The organism is Herpetosiphon sp., from assembly GCF_003512625.1.
In the GTDB taxonomy this organism is placed as follows: domain Bacteria; phylum Chloroflexota; class Chloroflexia; order Chloroflexales; family Herpetosiphonaceae; genus Herpetosiphon; species Herpetosiphon aurantiacus.
On the sequence record NZ_DOPT01000080.1, the window covers coordinates 31,963 to 52,636 of the forward strand.

Sequence of the window (20,674 nt, forward strand, 5' to 3'; positions counted from 1 at the left end):
TGAGCAGCATCACGGTTAATTTTCTACTTTGAGACCGCTCCCAAAGTAAAGATATATTAAGAAACAGTGATTTGTCAAGCGGATCTTTAGAAAAACTTAAGGGTTGTCGGTTAAGAGCAGTGGTTTAAAGCCGAGGGCATCGCAGGCAGTTAATTGATAGAACACTGTTTCGACATGGCCAGTTGTGGCATTGGCCCATTGTTCGGCTTGGTGTAAGTGGCCATAGACACAGGTATGGGCATTCGCGGCGGCGATGCGTTTGGCAAATTCGGTTGGCTGGCCATCGCGGAAAGGCGGGAAATGCAGCAATACATAGATTGGTCGCGCCTCCTCGGCCAGCACCTGTGCTCCGGCCAAAGCCCGTTCTAAGCGCCCAAGCTCACGCTCATAAATCCGCTGATCGGTGGTTTTATCGAAATCGCGGTCGCCTGGCACGGCCCAACCACGCGTACCACAGACCACAATCTGATCGACAACCACTGCATCGCAATCGACAATCTGCAATGAAGGCGGTAGGATAGCGCGAACCTTATTTTTGCTGCTCCACCAATAATCGTGATTGCCTTTACACAGCACCTTTTTGCCTGGCAGCGCCTCGATCCAAGCGAGATCGGCGCGAACATCGTTGAGATGCATGGCCCATGAAATATCGCCAGCGATTAATACCAAATCATCGGCAGCAACAGATTCGTGCCAAGCCTTAGCGATGGTTGCAGCATGATTGCGCCAATGAGCACCAAAGACATCCATTGGTTTATCCTGCCCGCCAGCAAGGTGCAAGTCGGCAATAGCCCAGATTCGCATAATATATCAGCCCTAGCAGATTGTCCTAAGCTGCTATTGTAGCATAGCTCGCTTGATCGAAGCTTAGCAGGCTAGTGGGTTAGCCCAAGCAAACTAGGCTTTACGCCATAGATAATTGCATCGTACCAACTATACAAACTATAGCCATAACAAAGCAGTGTTAGCGTTATAATCACAGATTCGACATATGGAATGATGCTTAATCGCTGATCGATAAATATTATTCCAATCATCAATAGGAATGGCAGAATAAAATAGCTATAACGTACCTGTACACCAAACACGATATCAATGGCCAAAAACAATAGAAATGTTAATCCACTAGCAATAAGCAAGATTTTTTTGTTTTTTTCTAATTGGAGAAATGGTAATAATCCGAAAATAGCTACAAACATAATTCCAATTGGCGCAAAGCTTGCAGATAAACCATTGATTACTGCTGGCAGATATTCAGTCAAGCCCAATACCTGTTGTTGGGTTGTACCTGTTGTCATAAAAAGATCAATATAAATTGCCAACAACCCAAAAATGCTGATTCCTATTAAGTTTAAAAACCAAGCCCAATAATGCCTACGTTGGGCAGGATCGCGCCAATAGCCTAATGCACAATAGCTAGCGATCCAGGTTCCTGCTAAAAGTGCTACCCCATTATGCATCCAGATAGCCAAACTGAGTATCCCAATGCTGATTATGGTTGGACGAAGAGTCGATTGAAAACTAAAAACAGCCAAAAATACAAGAATCAACCACTGACCAACAATTTGAGGGGCAAAACCCCACCATAAAATTGTCATTTGAATTGGCATTGCTGAGATTAAAATCATTGCCGCAAGTGCAAGTATAGGCCGAACCTTCCAGCGTAATAAGGTTATTGCCAAAAGAATCCCACTGCTTGCATGCAAAAATGTATACAATCCTTCAATAATTAATCCATTATTATTAAAAAATACAGTTAGTGGTAGTGCTAATAGATAAAATGTGGTTGGGGTAATGGTTTCGCGGCCCTGAAATTCATATAATTTATCTAATAATAATGCTGAGCCTTGAGCAACTTGACCTAAACGATCAGCATGAATTACCCGATCATGTGAGCCAAAATTTGGAAATAGGATACTCATTACTGGAATGAAAAAGCTAATAACACTAAATATAATTAAATACCGATATTCATACGGTTTTAGTAAATGCTTAATCTGATTCTGAATTAATGAACGGAGCCAGCCAACTAACAGCGTTGTAGCAGCAGCTACAATTAATAAACGGAGTTGCCATGCCCATGCCACCAATACAAATTTACCAGTGATTGTTACCAGCACCAAGATTGTTATGCCGCTGATACCAACAATTGTCGGCCAATCAGCAGCTAAAAACCACAATACCCCAATAAGGCTACTCATAATTGCCAATTGCACGATTAATAAGTGCCAATGAACACTTGACCAAGCAATACTTGGGGTTTGAATTTGCACATGATCAAGCCGCACCCCCAAAAATCGGGGGTCGGGCAAAACTTGTTGGGTTGGGATATTGAGCCGAACCTGCCAATCGGGCTGGTAGGTTGGCGGTATCAACAGGTGATAGTGACGAGCAGTTTGGGTTAGTGGCAAGGCCACACTAGCGGAATTAGTCGAAACCTGCATGGTTGCGGTAACTGGCAAACTACTTGGTACGCCACCTATTTTTAAGCTAAGCAAGCGTGAGCTAGCCGAACCGTAGCCCTGAAGCCGAATCGTAGCCTCGGCTTGAGTCCAACGGTAGGTTTCACCGAGGGCGTTTTGTTCTTGCTCGAAGCCGCCAGCAACATTATTTTGGTCGCCCCAATTGCCAACATCAATCTGTTGAATTTGGCCAAATAGCCGTAAACTGAGTGTATTGCCAACCAAGAGCATCAAGCTGAGTCCAGCCAACCCTAGGCTAACCCATACGAACCTTTTGAACTGCATAAACCAACCTCTGTCACCAATAACCAAGCAAACAGAGTAAATTGTACCGTATGATCTCGATTACTTGATTGATTAATCGTATGCTAGCAAAAGGTTAGTATTTTGTTAGAATTAACCCTTGCAAATTGTTAATCTTTTGCTATAATCACTGCGATGAGTAATTTGTGATTGGAGGATAGCGTTTTAACGAGATAATTGAGATGTAGGTAAAGGTTATGTCCTCGACATGAGGCATGCGGTTGATGTTGAGAGCATCAAGCGCTACTGAGAACAGAGAGTTCTTTGTATTCCAAATAATCTCAATTAAATAAGAACCTGTTGAACGATCGTTTAAGCGATTGTTTAACGTGCTTTGGTTTGTTCGCCATTGCTTAGCTGCATAATGCCATGCACTAGGTTTCTTTGATGTGTTTACTTTTACCAAGAGAGTACCTATGACACTATCATCACGTCTGAAACGCACAGTTTCAGGGGCGTTATTAGCTGCGGTGACTGCTTCGACCATTCCAGCATCACCAATTGCCGCTCAATCTCGCGATACCAACCCAAACACGCCACCAGCAACACCTGATGTACCACCGGTTGCCAGCGTGCGTGAACGCACCACTCCGAGTTTGGCCCTAAATTTGCGGGCGGATCAAGCCTTTGTGAGCGTTGGTCAAACCCTTGGTCTCACGATCAATTTGGCCAATGTTGGCGACATTCCTGGCACAAACATTCTCATCCGCTTGCCAGTTCCTGCGAATACGACCCCACTGACCACCGACCAGCTTGTAGCAGATGGCAGCGCGTGGGAATGGTCAATCGACGCACTGGCAGCCCGAACCAGCCAAACCATGCGGGTTCAGGTGCGGGTTAATGCAACAACCGATGCAACGCTCTTGACCACCGCATCGTTGAGTGCCACCAAACTTGAGCAACCAGTTCGATCACGCTCAGGCACATTGATTGTGGCCGCAGGCAAAGCCCGAACCATCACCGCCAGTCGTGGGAGTACTGCAACCAGTTTGCGCACTGCCGATAATGCGATTGAAGTGTCGATTGCTAAGCCTACTGCCGATACAACCCTCACCCTCACTCCCAACGTTACGGATGTTCCCAGTAATAGCAAGCGTGGCCTACCGCCATTCCGGATTACCAGCACGGCCAAATCGGGTGACATGCTGCTGAACCTTCGCTATACCGATGAGCAATTACGAGCACTTGGCATTTCGGCCTCTGATTTGACCTTGATGGCTTACGATGAAACCACCAAGACTTGGAAATCGGTCGAAACCACGCTTGACCTGCAAAATCGCCGTGTTGGTGCACGGGTTGCGGTTGGCGGCAACTACCAATTAACTGATGGTTCTTCGCCCTCAGAAGCCTTCTTGCCAAGCTTGCAAGGTTGGCAAACCAGCCTGTACACTGGAGCCGCAACCTCTTCTTATCCAATTGACGTTCCTGCTGGCCCAGGTGGCATCAAGCCTGATATTGCGCTGAGCTACAACAGTAGCAGCAGCGATGGCAAAGGTGGCCAACGCATACTCAGCCAAGCTGGTTGGGTTGGGCGTGATTGGAGCCTGGAGATGGGGTCGGTATCGGCCAATAAAGTTGCCGATGGCCGCACCTACTATTCCTTAACCTTCAATGGCATGGCTTTTGATGTGACCCGTGGTGCCGCCTTGGTTGGGTCACCCGTTGAGGCCAATCTTTCGCACTGGACTTGGACTCCGGTCAATGAAACCTTTGCCAAAGTCACCGCTTTTGAATTAGGCGATTCAACCGCGAGCCGTGGTGGGAGCCGTTATGGCACACCACTGAAACGCTATGGCTGGCGGGTATGGTCAAAAGATGGCACCAAGTATGAATTTGTTGAAGATGCTTGGTGGGGCTGGGATACCTGTGAGATCGATGGGGCTGCCAGCATGGAAACCTATCAATGGTCGCTCAGCAGCATCACCGATGTCAACAATAATGTGATTACCTACAACTATAGCCGCGATAGCCAACAACGCAGCACCTGTAACGGGATCGTTGGGATGGTTGATCGTGAAGTTTGGCCAACCAGTGTTACCTGGGGAGCCAATAGTGGCACCGGTGCAATCGACCGCTATAAGGTTGATTTCAATAGTTCAGCTCGCACGAATGACCTCGACTTTGATTGGGCGGGCAACCAATTAGGCGACAGCAATGGCGCTCCACGCAAAACGCGCCAACTCGATACGATCAACGTCTCTAGCAAGCCCAATAGTGCATGGGAACTGATTCGCCAATATTCTTTGGGTTACGACTACTCCACCTATGCCGATACCACGGTTAATATTGATTCTGACAGCGAACGCTTGACCTTAAAGAGCATTCAACGAGTCGGGAAAAGCGGGTCAACTACCCTTCCGATTGATCCAAATACCGCCATTGCGCTACCAGCAACAACCTTTACCTATGGCACAAGTCCTGGAACGACCCAATACTACCCTGATGGGGCATGGAATCGTTTGACCCAAGTCAATAATGGGCAAGGTGGCACGATCACGTTTGCCTATGAAAATATTGGTCAAAGTATTAACAAAACGTTGTATGCGAATTATCGACGGGTGAGTAGCAAAACCCTGAATGATGGGCGTGGCAACAATTACACCACGAACTATAGCTATACCAACCCTGCGTTAAATACGCTTGGGTCAGCACTTGATAGCAACGATAGTTCAGGCCAAGTCTATGCCAACTCAGCAGTCTTGTATTACAACAAGTATCGCAACAATACCGATATGAGCAGCTGGTTGGTGCACAAAGCCCGCACTGAGTTCCGTGGTCATGCCAAGGTTACCGAGCGCGATCCGAATGGCAATGAAACTGACCACTATTTCTATCAAGGCGATGCCAACTGTACTCCCGCCGTCTATGGCTCGCAGATGGAGACAGATGCTTGTTTCATCAATATTCGCAATAACGAAATCTTAAAAGGTAAGGAATATCGCACGGTTCAGCGCCAAGGTTCCACCAGTACGATGCTGCGTGAAAGCGGGAATTACTATATTATTGAATTCTACGGCTTCTCGGTATCACCATTTGCTGGCTTGTGGCGCTCATTCGATTACACCAACGAATCATTCAGCGTCAATTATGATCCAGCTCCTGCGGGCGGGCCAACGGCAACCGTCAACCGCACGAAATACTACTACGACCCAGCGAGCCAAGGCGGCGTGCAGTATGGCAATGTCACCAAAATTGAAGAGTTAGATATTAGTGGCGCGGTCTATCGCTCAACCAGCAATACCTATGCGCCGAATACCAGCAGCGCCTATATTGTTGATCGCTTGGTGACCCAGATCATCCGCGATGGGCAAAATCGGTTGTTGGCCTTGACTGAAAACCGCTATGATGGTGCGGTGACGACCCAAGCCGTTGGCACGCGGGGCTTGCTGACCTTGACCCGCAAGTATAGCAATGTGCCGTTAGCGACCAGCACGACAGGTTTAACCCTCGTCAGCAGCGATACCAGCTTTGGCTACGATGCGTATGGCAATCAAACCACCGTCACCACCTATGCCCAAGCAGGCACGCGCTTGTTCAATGGAACAACCACGACCTTCAGCGCTCCTGGCAATGGCGCAACCAGCAGCACGGTGACATCAACCTACGATTCGATTTTCCATGCCTTCTCAACCAGTGTCAGCCAACCAACCGGCAATACCAATAGCCTGGTGTTGAATGAAAGTGCTGGCTATGATTATCGCATGGGCACCTTGACCAGCGTTACCGATGCCAATGGCAATGTGACCAACGCGGAATACGATAGCTTTGGCCGCATGGTCGCCTTGATCAAACCAGGTGATACCAGCGCCTTGCCCACGGTCAAAGCCCATTATGTTGATAGCGCGATTCCTTTCCGCTATTGGACGGAAACCCGTGAAGCCAGTGGTTTGGGTGGTGTTCAGATCAACAGCCAGTTCTACGACGGCTTGGGTCGCAAAATTCAAACCAAACAAGAAAGTATGGATGGCAGCCAAAATATTGTGGTTGATACCAAATACGATGGCATGAACAAAGTCACCCACGAATCACAACCACGCTATGTCAATGAAACCAGTGGTTCCTTCTGGATCTATACCGCCATTCCTGGCACTGGGGTTAATTGGACAACCAAAACCTACGATAGCCTTGGGCGCTTGTTGACCTTGACTACGCCTGATGGTGCCAAAACCACCAAACGCTATTGGCAATATAACAACCTGAGCGTGGTCGATACAATTGACCCCAATCGCTATCGCACCCAACATCGCAGTGATGAGTTTGGCCGTTTGCTCCAAGTGCAAGAATTGAGTGGCAATTGTACGACATGGGCGTTCTTCAGCGACTTTAGCTGTGCTGGCAACTACACCAATGCTTGGGCCAGCTATAGCCTGACTACCTATGCCTATAGCCCACTCGATTTGTTGATCACCAGTACCGATGCCAATAACAACATCACCAGCATGACCTACGATTCTTTGGGTCGCAAGCTGACCATGAGCGACCCTGATATGGGTGCATGGAGCTATGGCTATGATGTTGATGGTAATCTGCTCAGCCAAATTGATGCCAAAAACCAAACCTTGAGCTTCGAATACGATTTGCTCAACCGTTTGACCGCCAAAAAGCAAGGCTCAACCACGATTGCCAGCTATAGCTACGATCAATTTGATGCCGCGCATAGCAATGGCAAAGGTCAATTGACCAGCATGACCGATGCCAGTGGCAGCAGTAACTGGGGGTATACAGCTCGCAGCGAAATCAACAAAATTGCCCAAACGGTTGATGGCACGACTTATAACACCCTTAACAGTTATCGTGCCGATGGTCAACAAGTGACCACAACCTATCCAACTGGCGAAATCCTGACCTATGGCTATGATGCGGCAGGCCGCCAAACCAGCCTAGCATCAAGCCTCGGCGAAATCTTCCAAGTCAATGTCAATTACGATGCGCTTGGCCAAAAAACCAGCGAAACCTTGAATAACGGCTTACAAACCCAATATAGCTACGACCCGCTCTCAAAACGCTTGACGAGCACGGTCACCGCCGATATTGCCACCTTGCAAGAGCGTTTCCGCCGCGACTTTACCTATGATCTTGCTGGCAATGTGCGCACGATCAGCTCGCAAGATACCCTGAACGCCAATGAAATTATGCGCTACAGCTATGATCATCGTGATCGCGTGACCAATGCCTGCGCCGTGAGCAGCACCAGCAGTAGCGTCTGTATTGGGGGCGCAACCTTCAATCAAAGCTATGGCTACGATGCGATTGGCAATATCACCAACAAAGCTGGCCTAAGCTATAGTTACACCAATGGCAAACCGCACGCGGTTTCCAGCGTTGGTGGCCAAAGCTATACCTACGACAACAACGGCAATATGCTCAGCGGCGGTGGCCGCAGCTATACCTGGAATATCGAAAACCAACCAACCCAAATCAGTACCAGCACCGTCACCGAAACCTACAAGTATGATGGCAACAATGCCCGCATCAAGAAAACCACTACCACGGGTGGCACTGTTAAGAGTGTGCTCTATATCGGTAGCGTTGAATATTGGAGCGATGGCAAGGTTATTTCCAACTATGGCGTTGCAGCTCGGACAACCACAGGCAACCCAACCACCAGCAATCGTGGCAGTGTGATCTATCTCCATACTGATCATCTTGGCTCAGTTGGGGCAATTACCAATGGCAGTGGCACGGTGATCGAGGCTGAACGCTATGATCCATGGGGCGCAACCCGCAGCGGCAACCTCACCAGCACCGAGTTTGGCTATACCGGCCAACGCAAAGATGATGGCACCGGCTTGTTGTTCTACAATGCTCGCTACTACGATGCCGCAATTGCCCGTTTTGTTAGCGCGGATAGTATTGTACCCGGCAAAGAAGATAGCAAGGGAGGATCTACGAAAACACTGGGGTATGATGATGAATTAGCTCATCGGCCTCTAACAGTTGATTTTCATGAGAAGAAATTTGCTTTGGATTATAGCAAAGAACTAAGGTTTACAGCTACAAAAGGTTTTCATTTCCAACTTGACGAAGAGGCTTTGAAAGATGAAAAACATCAGTGGGGGCCACAAAATGCTCAAACGTTAAATCGTTACAGCTATGTAGTAAATAATCCTTTACGTTTTGTTGATCCCAGCGGACATTGGAGTGTAAGTTGCTGGGATCATATGAGGCAGTGTAGATTTATATTTACTCCAGAAGAAACAAAGGAAATTGCGAATCTCATATTAATGGGGGCATCTTCAGCAGGTGCTATTGGCGCATTTCTTGCTGCAGCAAAAATGGGAGGGCCTTACGGGGTATACATAGCTCTTGCTGTAGCTGCAATTCTTTTCACGGGAGCAACGGTACTAGGTGCTGCGGCATTCTTAGGTGGTCATCTAGAGATCTACGCTATGTACGACCTTAGAGGGATGCCTATCGTAACGATACCTTATATATGGTGGTAATTTGAATATTAAGGGCTTCTAATCAAAGATAGAACAAGTTGGTTGAGATTTTATAAGATCTCAACCAACTTATTCTATCTTTTTATACGGGAATATAAACTATGAATCCCTCAAAATCGTTTTATGGGATACAATGTTATCAATATCAAGTATTACTATGATTATAGATAATATTGAAATTTTACGTATTATTTTGCTATTTTCCTGACTATTAAATATAATATGCATTAAAATAACAATAAATCAATAAATAGTAATTTCTTTTTAATAATTCAATATAATATCATACAATTTCACAGGAAATACATTGATATACTGATCTAAACAGTATTATTGTTTCAATAACTTGCTATATTTGATAGATAACACAACTATTTTTCTGTAAATCAAGTTATATTGATAGGATTACGGCTCAGGCTTTACTTCATTAAACCGATTTATTTATTTTCAATTCAATACTATGCAGAATTTATAGAAAAACAGGGATGCTATCATAAATTATTGAAAATCCTTGAGCATGTTCTAGCATTTTAGCCTTGCTGATATTGCACCTTTGTAGCAACTATCATATAAATGCCTACAAACGAAGTGTTTAGCAGCCTTGCTCGCACGTTGGCCTAGAATCCACGAGTTCGGATTATGAACTGAATTGAATGGAGTTATGATGAACCAGAAGCAACTCAACACAATCAACTTGATCGCCGGAGTCGCAGCATTATCGGCGAGAATGATGCAAATCTATCAGGTTATTGTGAATGCTACCCCTTGGAATTACATTTTTTGCGCAATCGGATTGTGTTTAATGGGTTTAAGTCTTTTGCTTCAGAAGAAAATACATATTATTGCCAATATCACACTTATTATAAGCTCACTGATCTGTTTTGTTATTAGCATTATTATGTTTTTAATTTAATTAGCTTCGGTCTGATAAGGTAGAGCATATTGTATACTGTCATAACAACTGGATCGTTATGTCGTTCGATTTGCTCTCCTAGATAATTTTCAGCTTGAAGTTGATAGATGCTTTGGGGATTATCAGGCGTAAGGAACAACGTTTAAGGATCGATGTATGTCATATGTTGTAGAAAGAGCCGAGATTGTTCCAAGCAATATTAAATTACGACGATTGCTATTAATCGTCAATGCAATCTCGTTGATGCTAACCCTACCATTCTCAATGTTCATTGCATTTTGGATATTAATAGAGCCTTTAGTACGCATATTAAGTTTAACATTGCTGGCCTATGCTATCGCCGTCATCAATTCGTTTATTATCATTAAAAAATGGAAATCGCTGCCATTTATGTTCTTAGTAGTAGCAGTAATGCTCAATGTTGCTTCCTCGCTGTTCCATTTTTTACATTGGCAATGATCTTAGAGGATGTAAAAATTTCTACATTGCTTAATTCAAGCCTCAGACCCTGCACCATTTAACAGCGTATCTCGTCTCCTCCTGACTCATGGCACAACTTTTGCTTTTATAAAACACCAGATAACCAAACCAATGATATGTACCATATTCAGGAGGAAATACCATGGAATTCTCAGTTATTGGCTTATTGTTGATGTTGTTGATTGCGGCAGTGTGTGGTGCAGCTGGTCAAGCAATTGCGGGCTATAGCATGGGCGGTTTGTTGGCCTCAATTGGGGTTGGCTTTATTGGCGCATTGCTCGGCTCGTGGTTGGCTGCCAACTTAGGCTTGCCCGAACTGTTGACCTTTAATGTTGAAGGCAAACCGTTTCCGATTATCTGGTCGATCATCGGCGCAACCTTGTTTGCTTTGTTGATTTCGTTTATGCGTGCTCCTCGCCGTCGCCGCATCTAAAAAATCATTCAGCTAAAACAAACTTCAAGCGTTCTGTCGTCGTATGACAGGGCGCTTTTTTTTGATCGCGATCAGAATGAGCATTTGATGAGTTTCGACTTTGTAGCAACGCTTGGTTGCCGAAAAACTTGTTTTATGTCATGCTAAAAGTTGTCAAAACTAGGCGAGAACGCTATACTGCCGTATGTGATGTTTGCTGTGGATGCCGCAAATATCAACGTTTCGGCGGAGGTTCTGGATGGCTGGCCCGTTGGTTTTGCAAGTTGGTGATTGTACCGTTGCTTGTTCGTATGCGTTGCCACATCAGCGTGGCGATGCCTTGCTCCAAACCCGTTTGCGTAGCGTCTTTGCCGACGAAACGCTTGTCCATAACGAAGGCTTAGATGGCGAAGCAACCGAGGATTTTCTCAAGCGCTACGATCGCACGATGGCTCGCTATCCCGAAATCGATCTGATTATTGTGCGTTATGGCGTGAATGATCGCAAGCGCTACGGCATTGGGCCATTCGAAGCCAAATTGATCGAGCTTTGCGATTTGTTTGAGCGCGATTATCCTCAAGCCAAAATCATCTTGGAAACAGGCATTTACGTCGATTATCCGGCGCATTATGCCTTTGATCGCAACTCCAAGCTAGAGCCAGTGTATCGGATGATTGCCAAACTTGCCCAGCAGCGTGGCTATGCGGTGGTCGATATTTTCGAACGCATGAAGCGTGAAACCCAACAAGGCAACTGGGATCTACGGGCGCGTGGTTTTGGCTCGGTCGATGAGGATTTTCCGGTGTTGGGGCCAGCGCTTGATCATATTCATGGCCATGATGTACGCTGGTTTACCAACATTCACCCAAATATCCAAGGCATCCAAACGATTGTTGATGAAGAAATCTCCGTAATTACCCAAACCTGGCCAACTGGGTTGCGGGCAATAGCGTGAGGAGTATTATGCAGCAGGTTCCTTCGACGCATGTGCGTCATCCAATGTGGCCAATTTATCTCTGCGTTGCGGTTACTGCCCTTGGAATTGGGATCATCAACCCGTTGATTCCGCATTTACTTGAGCAAAACGGCGCTAATGAATTTATTGTGGGCTTGAGCACCAGTGTGATGTTTGCCAGCCTTGTGCTAACTGGCATGCCGATTGGCCGCACAATCGATAAATTTGGCATTCGACTATTTTTGATCGTTGGCTTAATTTCCTACACCGTTGCTATGCTGGCAATGCCTTGGACGCATAGTATCCCGCTCTTTTTCATGTGGCGGATTTTCGAGGGGATTGGTTGGTCGTGTGTTTGGACTGCCGCTGAAACCTATGTCAGTCGGGTTAGTTCGCCTGCACAACGAGGGCATAACACCGCCGTCTATGGCATGTCGCTGGCCAGTGGTACAGCAGCAGGTCCAATCATCGGCACAGCGGTTTATGAATGGACCAAAAACCCTGTCCATCCATTTTTGGTAGCAGTCGCGGCAGCGATTATCGCGACCGTGATTGTGGTCTTGGTTGTGCCAGAACCGCATGTTCATCATACAGAGCAGGAAAGTGGTGGTGTCAGCTTTAAAATCACCCGCCCATTAATTTTGCCTTTGGCGATTGCCTTCCTGTATGGTTATGGCACGTTGTCGCTGGTTTCATTGCTACCAACCCTCAATTATAGCAACTGGGAGCTGGGTACGCTGATTTCGGTAACGGTCATTGCCAACATTGTGGCCCAAGTGCCAATTGGCCGAATGCTTGATCGCTATGGCTATCGGCCATTACTAATTGGCTCGTTATCGCTCCTTTCGGCGGCAGCCTTGTTCTCGACCCTGCACCCACCGTTCTTGCTAACCCTATTTCTCGGGATGTTGCTGGGCGCATTCGCTGGCACGCTCTATCCAATTGGGTTGGCTGTGTTAGCAGCGCGGGTTCCACCAGCCAAATTGGGCGGTGCTAGCGGCATGTTTACGGTTTGCTATGGGCTTGGCAGTTTTGTTGGGCCTGCGCTCACAGGCGGCGTAATGTCCATGGTTGGTGCGAAACATAGCGACCAAGCCTTGTTTGGCACGATTGGCTGTTTGGTGCTCGCACTCTTGGGCTTAATGATGACCGGAATCGATCGGGTCAACGTCAAAGAGGAACATCCAGTTAGCGTAGCCTCAAGCGGCATCAAGCCACCAATGTAAATATCAGGGTGGTTGATGCTTCAAAGGCTGGTAATACGCCAGCCTTTTTTGTTAGGCCAAAATAGCAAGGTTAAACAAAAAACTCAGCACTGCTGCTGAGTTTTGTTGGCTGGCGGACCAGGATTCGAACCTAGATAAACAGTGCCAAAAACTGTTGTCCTACCTTTAGACGATCCGCCATCACCGAGTTATCTTCAACGCTTCCGTTGACTTTGATAGTATAGCATAGGTGCTACTTTTTTGCAAATCGGACGAAAGTCGTATCTTTCGGCGGTCGGCAGATCAGCAGGGTTTTAGGCAACTCAAAAACTCCTTGGCTTGGTCGTCTATTGCGTTGTTAAGCTTGCAATGCCGACGATTATTCGGATGGGGTATTTTATTGTTGCTGAAATTGCTCAATTTGCTGAGCGGTAGGCAAGCCTGGAATTGCACCACGCACAAGAGTCGCTAAGGCTCCGGCAATACAGGCCCGTTGTAAGGCCCGCTCAAATTTAGTTTGATCAGCGGGTAAGCTGGGATGCTGAATTAATTGGGCCAATAAGCAGGCCACAAAGCTATCACCAGCGCCGGTTGCATCAATTGCCTGCACGTTGGGCGCGGCTACATGGCCCGATCTAGCAGCAGTTTGATACCAACAGCCTGCACTGCCATCAGTCACGACAATCACTTGGCTGCGTTCATGCCATAAACTTTGAGCAGCGGCCAACGGATCTGCGAGGGCAGTCAGAAATTCGGCTTCTTCACGGCTAAGTTTGACGATTTGGGCTAATGGCAAGAGCTTGAGCATCACCCGCCGCGCTGCTTCCAACGAGGGCCAAAGCGCTGCCCGCAAATTAGGGTCAAACGAGAGCACCGCACCGTTGGCATGTGCTAGTTCAATTGCACGTAAGGTGGTTTGGTAGCCCAAATCGTTGCTGGCGCTGATCGAGCCAAAATGCAAAAGCTCAACATTGGCAAATTGGCGTGGGTCAAGATCGCTTGGTGCAAACAGCATATCAGCGCTGGGATGGCGATAAAACATAAAATCGCGTTCGCCATCGGCTTGCAGCGCCACAAATGCCAAGGCTGTGCGAGCCTGCTCAGTGCGGCGCAGACCTTGGATATTGACATTGTGCTGAGCCAATGTGTCAGCCAAAAAATCGCCAAACGAATCGGCTCCGACCATGCCCAAAAAGCCACTGGTAATGCCCAAGCGTGCTAAGCCAACCGCAACGTTGGCGGGAGCGCCACCAGCAGCACGTTGCCAGAGCGGTGTATTGGCAACCCCTAAACCAGCTTCGGTTGGCACAAAATCCACCAATAATTCACCGAGACATAAAGCCTGTGTCATGGCAACTCCCGTTATGCTTGGCTGAGTTTGCTGCTGCTGGCGCGTTCGATCAGATTAACGGGCAAGGTATAGAGGGTTGGGCGGCGTGTGCCTTCATTCAGCGCGGCCAGCAAAACCTCAGCTCCCTTACGGCCCATTTGCTCCATTGGCTGATGAATTGTGGTTAAACCCACCAACTGCGCCATTTCGAGATCATCATAGCCAACCACGGCGATGTCTTCGCCTGCCTTCAAGCCGCGTTCGCGCAAAGCATCGATCACGCCAAAGGCTAAATCGTCGTTGGCAGCAAAAATAGCGCTCGGTGACTCAGGTAATGCCAGCAATTCAAGCGCCGCCTGATGGCCCCAATCGCGCCGATCAAAGCCTGGCCGCAGATATTCAGGTTGCAATGGCAGATGATGCGCAGTGAGAGCAGCCTCGTAGCCTCGCCGCCGATCGCGGTTGACGGTAAAACCCAAATCTGGTTCCAACTGACCCGAAACAAAGCCAATCCGCTGATGGCCTTGGCTGATTAGATGTTCGACGGCTTTGAATGCACCGCCCACATTATCAACGACCACTGATGGTAAATTGGCAACTTGAGTGTCGATCATCACTGCTGGCAAATTGGCCGCTTGCAAGCGTTTGATTTCAGGCTGAGCCAAAGGCAACGAAACAATCAACAGCCCATCGGTACGCCCCAAAAATGGCAGCGTATTAAAATAGCGCGTGCGTTGTTCCGGCGAGTCAACATTAAAAATAATCAACTGATATTCAGAATTGGCCACAACCGCTTCGATGCCCCGCAGCACTTCAATAAAAAATGGTCGCGTAAGGAAGGGCAGAATAATCGCAATCGCATTGGTTTTGGCGGTTACCAGTTGGCGAGCAGCATGATTTGGTCGATAACCAAGCTCGTCGATCACTGCCAAAACTCTGGCACGAGTTTCTGGTAGCACGTTGGGCGATTCGTTGAGCACCCGCGAAACGGTTGCAATGCCAACTCCCGCCCGTTTCGCCACATCTTTAATCGTATATGCCATGGGTTTGTACTCTCCAATGAGCCATGGAAACGCTTCCAGAGCATCTTATCCTGAGTATAGCCAGCTTGTCAAGCGTGTGCGAAAAATCATACCATAGGCCATGCAAAAGGGCGATAGCTTAGGGTTGGCTGTAGACAATTGTCCAATAGTGGCCGTAGGTTGCTTGGGCGTTTTGGGCATGACCGATGCCAAACTCACTAATATTGGGGTTGAGCAACTCGGCTTGCAAGGCCGGATCATTGATCAATGCGTTGAAGGCGGCCTGCGGTGTGCTATGACCTGCACTGATATGCACATTCCAGAAGCTGGCGATATAGTTGGCTTGGCGCAGCAAATCGCCAATGGTTTGGCCGACCTGATTGGAATTGCTGAAATAGTTGTTGGTGGCCATATCGCTGCTGTGGGCTTGCGCCACGGCCTGCACTTGCGGTTGCAAGGTTAGTGGGGCAACTCCATTTTGGCTGCGAAATTGGTTGATCAAATCGGCCAGTTGGCTAATTTCGGGGGCAAGTGGGGTTGGCTCAGGCGTTGGTTCAGCGGTTGGTGGCACTTGCGTTGGCTCAGGGCTTGGCTGAATCACGGCGGTTGGTAATTCGAGGGTTGGCTCAGCGGTGGGCTCGCTGGTGGCAGGAACACTGGTAGCGGTGGGCGTGCTTGATGGCAAATTAATAATTGCAATAATTGGCGATGTAGGCGTTGCTTCGACTGCGCCAGCCGATTGCATTGTCATAAACACTTGCCAACCAATCAGGCCAGCAATAATTAACAAACTCATAATCCCCATCGCATACCAGCGGGGCTTGATTTTGACGTGAGCTACTTCCGGCAGCTTGGCTCCATTGAGCGCAATGGTGGCTTGGCCTGCACTCGAAACCACGCGCGGCCTGCGCACAGTATTGTTTTCGTTGGTGCTGGCCGTGGCTTTGCTTGGTTGTTTGAGCAATTGCAAAGCAACTTTAGCCGAATCGGGCCGTTTATTTGGATCTGTCTCCAACAATTGTAAGATGAGCGCATCCAAGCCTGCTGGCACATTATCGGCCAATTCGCTGGGGCAGCGCAGCCGTACATGGCCTGAAATCCGCGATTCGGCTGGCACTGGCGCATGGCCAGTCAGCATGTGGTAGGCAGTTGCGCCAAGGCTATACAAATCGGAGCGGGCATCGGTTGCTCGACCACGGGTCTGCTCAGGTGAGGCATAAAATAGCGAAAAGGCTTTGGCGGCGGTTTCCGTGCTTTGGCTGCGTTTGGCGATGCCAAAATCGAGCAACACCAAACGCTCATCGGCGGTACGCTTGATATTCTCGGGCTTAATATCGCGATGAATAATATTGAGCGCATGCAATTGCGCTAGTTGGCCTAGCATAATGGTTAGAAAATGCTCGACAATATTAGGGGCAATGCGTTCGTGGGCATCAATTAATGCCCCAACTGTTGTGCCGCTAATAAACTCCATCACCAACGCGATCACGTTGCCATCGCTCCAAATATCGTAAATTTCGGGAATAAATGGCAGTTGGCGGGCATGCTGAGCCAGGATTTGGGCTTCGACATTAACCTGTTCGCGCATAGCTGGCGAGTTGGCAGTAATCAATTTAATCGCATAATGACGGGCTAAATCGATATCAAAGGCCTCGTAGACCACCCCAAACCCACCTTGACCGAGCAACCCTTTGACGCGGTAGCGATTGCGTAGCAGCAAGGGCTGATGACATTGCGAACAACGAACATCCGTTGCTGTCACAACGGTTTGACATGCATAACAGTTGATCGTCATAGTGCCACCCTATCGCTAAGCCAAGAGAACCAATAGCCCTAGCCTACACCAACCATGCGGGTCAATGCAATGGATAATCAGGCCTATTTCGCAACCCACGACCCTGCGCCAGATGGCTGCTTGCAGCTAGGCCAAACGCGCCGAATCGGTGTGAATTCTGCTACAATAGAACTATGATAAAACTACTGATGAGTTGGAATATAGCAGAAGGCCGCGAGCAAGCTCATCTTGAGTATGTCACGAGTGAGTTTGTTCCTGCTCTGATGAAGCATGGCGCGATCAGCGATGCCTGGCTTTCGTTGGGTGGTACGCCTGAGGCTCCCGAAATGATCCTCGGGATAACCTCGGATGAAGAAATCGAACTACGCTCGTTTATGCAGAGCAACGAATGGCAAGAATTGAGTGCCAAGCTCAGCCGCCATGTTGCTGATTTTCGCTACTGGTTCACCAACAAAATCCAGAACCCTGGTGGTTTTCAGATGTAAGCTAAACCAAACAAGGCGATCTAGCTGATGCTAAATCGCCTTGTTTGCTAGTGCCAACAGCAATTGCCTAGGCTGCAACCGCCTCAACCTGCTTTAGCCTTTTTTAATTAATAAGCGAATCGCGGTGCGTTCCTCTTCATCGATGGCAACATCAATAAACGAAGGCACACACACAATATCGATTCCTTCTTCTTGCAGATACGAGCGAGCGATTGCTACCGCTTTAATCGCCTGATTGGTTGCGCCAGCGCCGATCGATTGAACTTCGGCATGGCCCGCCTCGCGAATAACTCCGGCAATGGCCCCGGCAACAGCCGATGGGCGTGAACGGGTAGAGACCTTTAATACTTCGGCATCGTTGTGTACTGCGCCAGCATTGCTGGGAGCATCGGCTGAAGTGGTCCGTTGGTCGTCGTTGCTAAAGCGATCAAGTTGATACGCCATTGCTGCCTCCTTGAAAAGGAACGGTAGAGATTGCTGTCATGCACGCATCGCGCCTTCTCGGTTTGAGGGGGGAGGGCGATGAACACGGACTTGCCAAGCCGCATGCCCACGATGGTACAAAAACCATCTTTGCCCCCTCCCTCACACACAGAGCCTCGCCCTATGCTTACCGTGCATAATCAACCGCACGGGTTTCGCGGATGACGGTAACTTTGATTTGACCTGGATATTGCAGGGTACTCTCGATCTTTTTGGCCACTTCGCGGGCCAAATGAATACTTTCAAGATCATCAAGCGCATCGGGTTGCACCATAACCCGCACTTCCCGGCCTGCTTGAATTGCGAATGCCCGTTGAACACCAGGAAACGATGTGGCGACATGTTCAAGAGCTTCGAGCCGCTTAATATACAAGTCGATGGTCTCGCGGCGTGCGCCTGGGCGACCACCAGAGATGGCATCGGCGGCTTGAACAAGAAAAGCCTCAACAGTTTGAGGTTCCTCATCGTTATGATGGGCAGCAATTGCATGAACTACCGCCGCGTTGCGGCCAAGCCGTCGGGCAATATCAGCCCCGATTAACGCGTGCGGCCCTTGTACATCGTGGTCAATGGCTTTCCCAATATCATGGAGCAGCGCTGCGGTCTTGGCAACCTGCACATTGGCACCCAATTCTGCTGCCATCGCTCCTGCCAAAAAGGCACATTCTAACGAATGCTGCAAGACATTTTGGCCGTAGCTAGTACGATATTTCAACCGCCCCAGAATCTTCAAGAGATCTGGATGAAGGCCTTGGACGTTGGCTTCGTAGGCCACGCGTTCGCCTTCTTCGCGGATTATTTGCTCAAGGTCTTGGCGGGTTTTATCAGCGACTTCCTCAATCCGGGCGGGGTGAATCCGACCATCTTTCAACAATCGGTTCAGGGTTAAGCGGGCTACTTCACGACGTACTGGGTCGTGACACGAGAGTGTGACCGCTTCGGGCGTATCATCGACAATAATATCGACACCAGTAATTTGCTCGAATGCGCGAATATTGCGCCCTTCGCGCCCGATAATCCGACCCTTGAGTTCCTCGCTGGGCAGTTGTACCGTGCTTACAGTAATTTCGGCGACATAATCTGATGCACAGCGTTGGATCGCCAACCCAACGATTTTGCGTGCAATCCGATCGCCATCGAGCTTTGCTGCCGCTTCGATTTCGTGGATGCGGCGAGCAGCCTCGGCACGGGTTTCTTGTTCAACACGAGAGAGAATAATTTCACGTGCTTGTTCGTTAGTGAGACCTGCGACCCGCTCTAGCTCAGCTTGTTGAGCTGTGCGTAGGCGTTCGGCTTCGCTGTGTAAGTTTTCGACCGCTCGCTCGCGCTGGCCTAACTGGCGATCGCGCTTTTCGGTTTGGTCGAGCTTACGTTCGAGAGTTTCTTCTTTGCGATTGACCCGTTCTTCTTGTTTTTGCAAGCGTAAGCGGGCTTCGCGGAGTTCGTTTTCACCAACTTCCCGCAGGTGTTGTTGTTCTTCGCGGGCTTTTAATTGCAATTGTTTGTACTCAGTCTTGGCTTGTTCTAATTGTAGTTGTGCTGCTGCTTCAGCTTGGGCCAGTGCTACACCAGATTTTTTCGTTAACCAAACATAGGCACCGCCTGCGCCTGCAGCTAGGCCAATGAGTAAAGCCAGAGCTGGAAGGATAAAGTCCACAGGGTTTCCTCCTGGCTCAATTGTTAAGGTTCACCGACGAAATGGCACGATGATAAGCTGTGTTAAGGGTTTGCTAAGAATTCCGTTTCCTGCCGTATCATAGACGTTTTGCTAGGTAGTGTCAAGCTGATACGTGATACAGATTCATCCCTTGGTGTTATCCCTCTGATCCTACACCATGAGCAGTTTTATATCCCCTTTATGTGGGATGATTTACGGGGGATATTTTCTCCAAGTTTCTCTAGATTCTCTCCATTTAGGCGCATTTTTCTCTAAACTTGCTGCAATTGCGGGGAGCCTTATGATCATTATGCTTAATTGAACATAGCTTTTTTGTGAAATTATTTCCTAACAATTATCAACATTTATCAATTAAAATCCGCGCTAAAACGCCAATTCAGGCCATGAATGATTCATTCAAAGCCTAGATTGCTCGCTAGCAAACGGCACATTTGTTGGAAGTTTTGGCAGTTTTTAGGGCGATTGTTACAAAGTTTTAATCAAAGCCAGGCTTGGAGGTAGTTTTTATGAGGGCAGGATGGATTGGCTGGTATTGTTCATGCCCTCACCCCCTAGCCCCCTCTCCCGCCCGCGAGGCGAGGGGGAACCAGCGCATCATGAACAGTGGAACGCCCCTCGCCCGCCGCAGTGGGAGAGGGGATGCTTACAAGGGTAGGTTTGCTGCGACGAACCACGGATAGGCTGATTCATCGATGGATGGATGCCAGC

General features: G+C 48.3%; 13 protein-coding genes and 1 tRNA gene. 6 read left to right on the plus strand and 8 right to left on the minus strand.

All coding sequences use genetic code 11. The features are described from left to right. Positions 1 to 96: 96 nt before the first annotated feature. Entirely contained in the window at positions 97 to 804 is a 708-nt protein-coding gene (locus DEF47_RS17235; RefSeq protein ID WP_012192324.1) for a metallophosphoesterase, read from the minus strand. A 71-nt stretch (positions 805 to 875) separates the two neighbouring features. After that, a complete protein-coding gene (locus tag DEF47_RS17240; RefSeq protein ID WP_012192323.1) occupies positions 876 to 2,747 on the minus strand; it encodes a hypothetical protein in 1,872 nt (623 codons plus the stop codon). A gap of 434 nt (positions 2,748 to 3,181) precedes the next feature. Here DEF47_RS17240 and DEF47_RS17245 point away from each other — a divergent pair, with 434 nt between their 5' ends. The 5 genes from DEF47_RS17245 to DEF47_RS17265 all read left to right on the plus strand — a co-directional run bounded on the left by DEF47_RS17245 (position 3,182) and on the right by DEF47_RS17265 (position 13,194). Further along, complete coding sequence (locus DEF47_RS17245; RefSeq protein ID WP_041304966.1) at positions 3,182 to 9,208, plus strand: RHS repeat domain-containing protein; 6,027 nt, start codon at positions 3,182 to 3,184, stop codon at positions 9,206 to 9,208. Positions 9,209 to 10,277: 1,069 nt separating this feature from the next. Beyond that, a complete protein-coding gene (locus DEF47_RS17250) occupies positions 10,278 to 10,580 on the plus strand; it encodes a hypothetical protein (RefSeq protein WP_041304963.1) in 303 nt (100 codons plus the stop codon). A 163-nt stretch (positions 10,581 to 10,743) separates the two neighbouring features. Next, positions 10,744 to 11,034: a GlsB/YeaQ/YmgE family stress response membrane protein gene (locus tag DEF47_RS17255; RefSeq protein WP_012192321.1), complete on the plus strand. Its 291-nt coding sequence runs from the start codon at positions 10,744 to 10,746 to the stop codon at positions 11,032 to 11,034. Positions 11,035 to 11,272: 238 nt separating this feature from the next. Further along, on the plus strand, positions 11,273 to 11,968 hold the full coding sequence (locus tag DEF47_RS17260; protein ID WP_012192320.1) for an SGNH/GDSL hydrolase family protein: 696 nt from the start codon (positions 11,273 to 11,275) through the stop codon (positions 11,966 to 11,968). Positions 11,969 to 11,976: 8 nt separating this feature from the next. Continuing rightward, positions 11,977 to 13,194, plus strand: coding sequence for an MFS transporter (locus DEF47_RS17265; protein ID WP_012192319.1), 1,218 nt, complete (start codon positions 11,977 to 11,979; stop codon positions 13,192 to 13,194). 106 nt (positions 13,195 to 13,300) lie between these two features. On the opposite strand, the gene DEF47_RS17270 is transcribed toward DEF47_RS17265, so the two are convergent. The 4 genes from DEF47_RS17270 to DEF47_RS17285 form a co-directional block, all read right to left on the minus strand. After that, positions 13,301 to 13,374, minus strand: a tRNA-Gln gene (locus DEF47_RS17270). 196 nt (positions 13,375 to 13,570) lie between these two features. After that, a complete protein-coding gene (locus DEF47_RS17275; RefSeq protein WP_012192318.1) occupies positions 13,571 to 14,524 on the minus strand; it encodes a PfkB family carbohydrate kinase in 954 nt (317 codons plus the stop codon). Positions 14,525 to 14,535: 11 nt separating this feature from the next. After that, complete coding sequence (locus DEF47_RS17280) at positions 14,536 to 15,546, minus strand: LacI family DNA-binding transcriptional regulator (protein ID WP_012192317.1); 1,011 nt, start codon at positions 15,544 to 15,546, stop codon at positions 14,536 to 14,538. 118 nt (positions 15,547 to 15,664) lie between these two features. Beyond that, the gene (locus DEF47_RS17285) at positions 15,665 to 17,320 is read right to left on the minus strand and encodes a protein kinase domain-containing protein (protein WP_012192316.1); all 1,656 of its coding nucleotides are present in this window, start codon (positions 17,318 to 17,320) and stop codon (positions 15,665 to 15,667) included. Between the two features lie 188 nt (positions 17,321 to 17,508). Here DEF47_RS17285 and DEF47_RS17290 point away from each other — a divergent pair, with 188 nt between their 5' ends. Beyond that, positions 17,509 to 17,805, plus strand: coding sequence for a hypothetical protein (locus tag DEF47_RS17290; protein ID WP_041304961.1), 297 nt, complete (start codon positions 17,509 to 17,511; stop codon positions 17,803 to 17,805). A gap of 93 nt (positions 17,806 to 17,898) precedes the next feature. Here DEF47_RS17290 and DEF47_RS17295 read toward each other — a convergent pair whose 3' ends face one another. After that, positions 17,899 to 18,249 (minus strand): stage V sporulation protein S, encoded by a 351-nt coding sequence (locus tag DEF47_RS17295; RefSeq protein WP_012192314.1) that lies wholly within the window; start codon positions 18,247 to 18,249, stop codon positions 17,899 to 17,901. A gap of 166 nt (positions 18,250 to 18,415) precedes the next feature. Then, a complete protein-coding gene (gene rny, locus DEF47_RS17300; protein WP_012192313.1) occupies positions 18,416 to 19,945 on the minus strand; it encodes a ribonuclease Y in 1,530 nt (509 codons plus the stop codon). Positions 19,946 to 20,674 lie beyond the last annotated feature (729 nt).

Bases quoted from the DNA above. Each gene is read 5' to 3' on its own strand.
- DEF47_RS17235 (WP_012192324.1), bottom strand. From the start codon at position 804: ATGCGAATCTGGGCTATTGCCGACTTGCACCTTGCTGGCGGGCAGGAT.
- DEF47_RS17240 (WP_012192323.1), bottom strand. From the start codon at position 2,747: ATGCAGTTCAAAAGGTTCGTATGGGTTAGCCTAGGGTTGGCTGGACTC.
- DEF47_RS17245 (WP_041304966.1), top strand. From the start codon at position 3,182: ATGACACTATCATCACGTCTGAAACGCACAGTTTCAGGGGCGTTATTA.
- DEF47_RS17250 (WP_041304963.1), top strand. From the start codon at position 10,278: ATGTCATATGTTGTAGAAAGAGCCGAGATTGTTCCAAGCAATATTAAA.
- DEF47_RS17255 (WP_012192321.1), top strand. From the start codon at position 10,744: ATGGAATTCTCAGTTATTGGCTTATTGTTGATGTTGTTGATTGCGGCA.
- DEF47_RS17260 (WP_012192320.1), top strand. From the start codon at position 11,273: ATGGCTGGCCCGTTGGTTTTGCAAGTTGGTGATTGTACCGTTGCTTGT.
- DEF47_RS17265 (WP_012192319.1), top strand. From the start codon at position 11,977: ATGCAGCAGGTTCCTTCGACGCATGTGCGTCATCCAATGTGGCCAATT.
- DEF47_RS17275 (WP_012192318.1), bottom strand. From the start codon at position 14,524: ATGACACAGGCTTTATGTCTCGGTGAATTATTGGTGGATTTTGTGCCA.
- DEF47_RS17280 (WP_012192317.1), bottom strand. From the start codon at position 15,546: ATGGCATATACGATTAAAGATGTGGCGAAACGGGCGGGAGTTGGCATT.
- DEF47_RS17285 (WP_012192316.1), bottom strand. From the start codon at position 17,320: ATGACGATCAACTGTTATGCATGTCAAACCGTTGTGACAGCAACGGAT.
- DEF47_RS17290 (WP_041304961.1), top strand. From the start codon at position 17,509: ATGAGTTGGAATATAGCAGAAGGCCGCGAGCAAGCTCATCTTGAGTAT.
- DEF47_RS17295 (WP_012192314.1), bottom strand. From the start codon at position 18,249: ATGGCGTATCAACTTGATCGCTTTAGCAACGACGACCAACGGACCACT.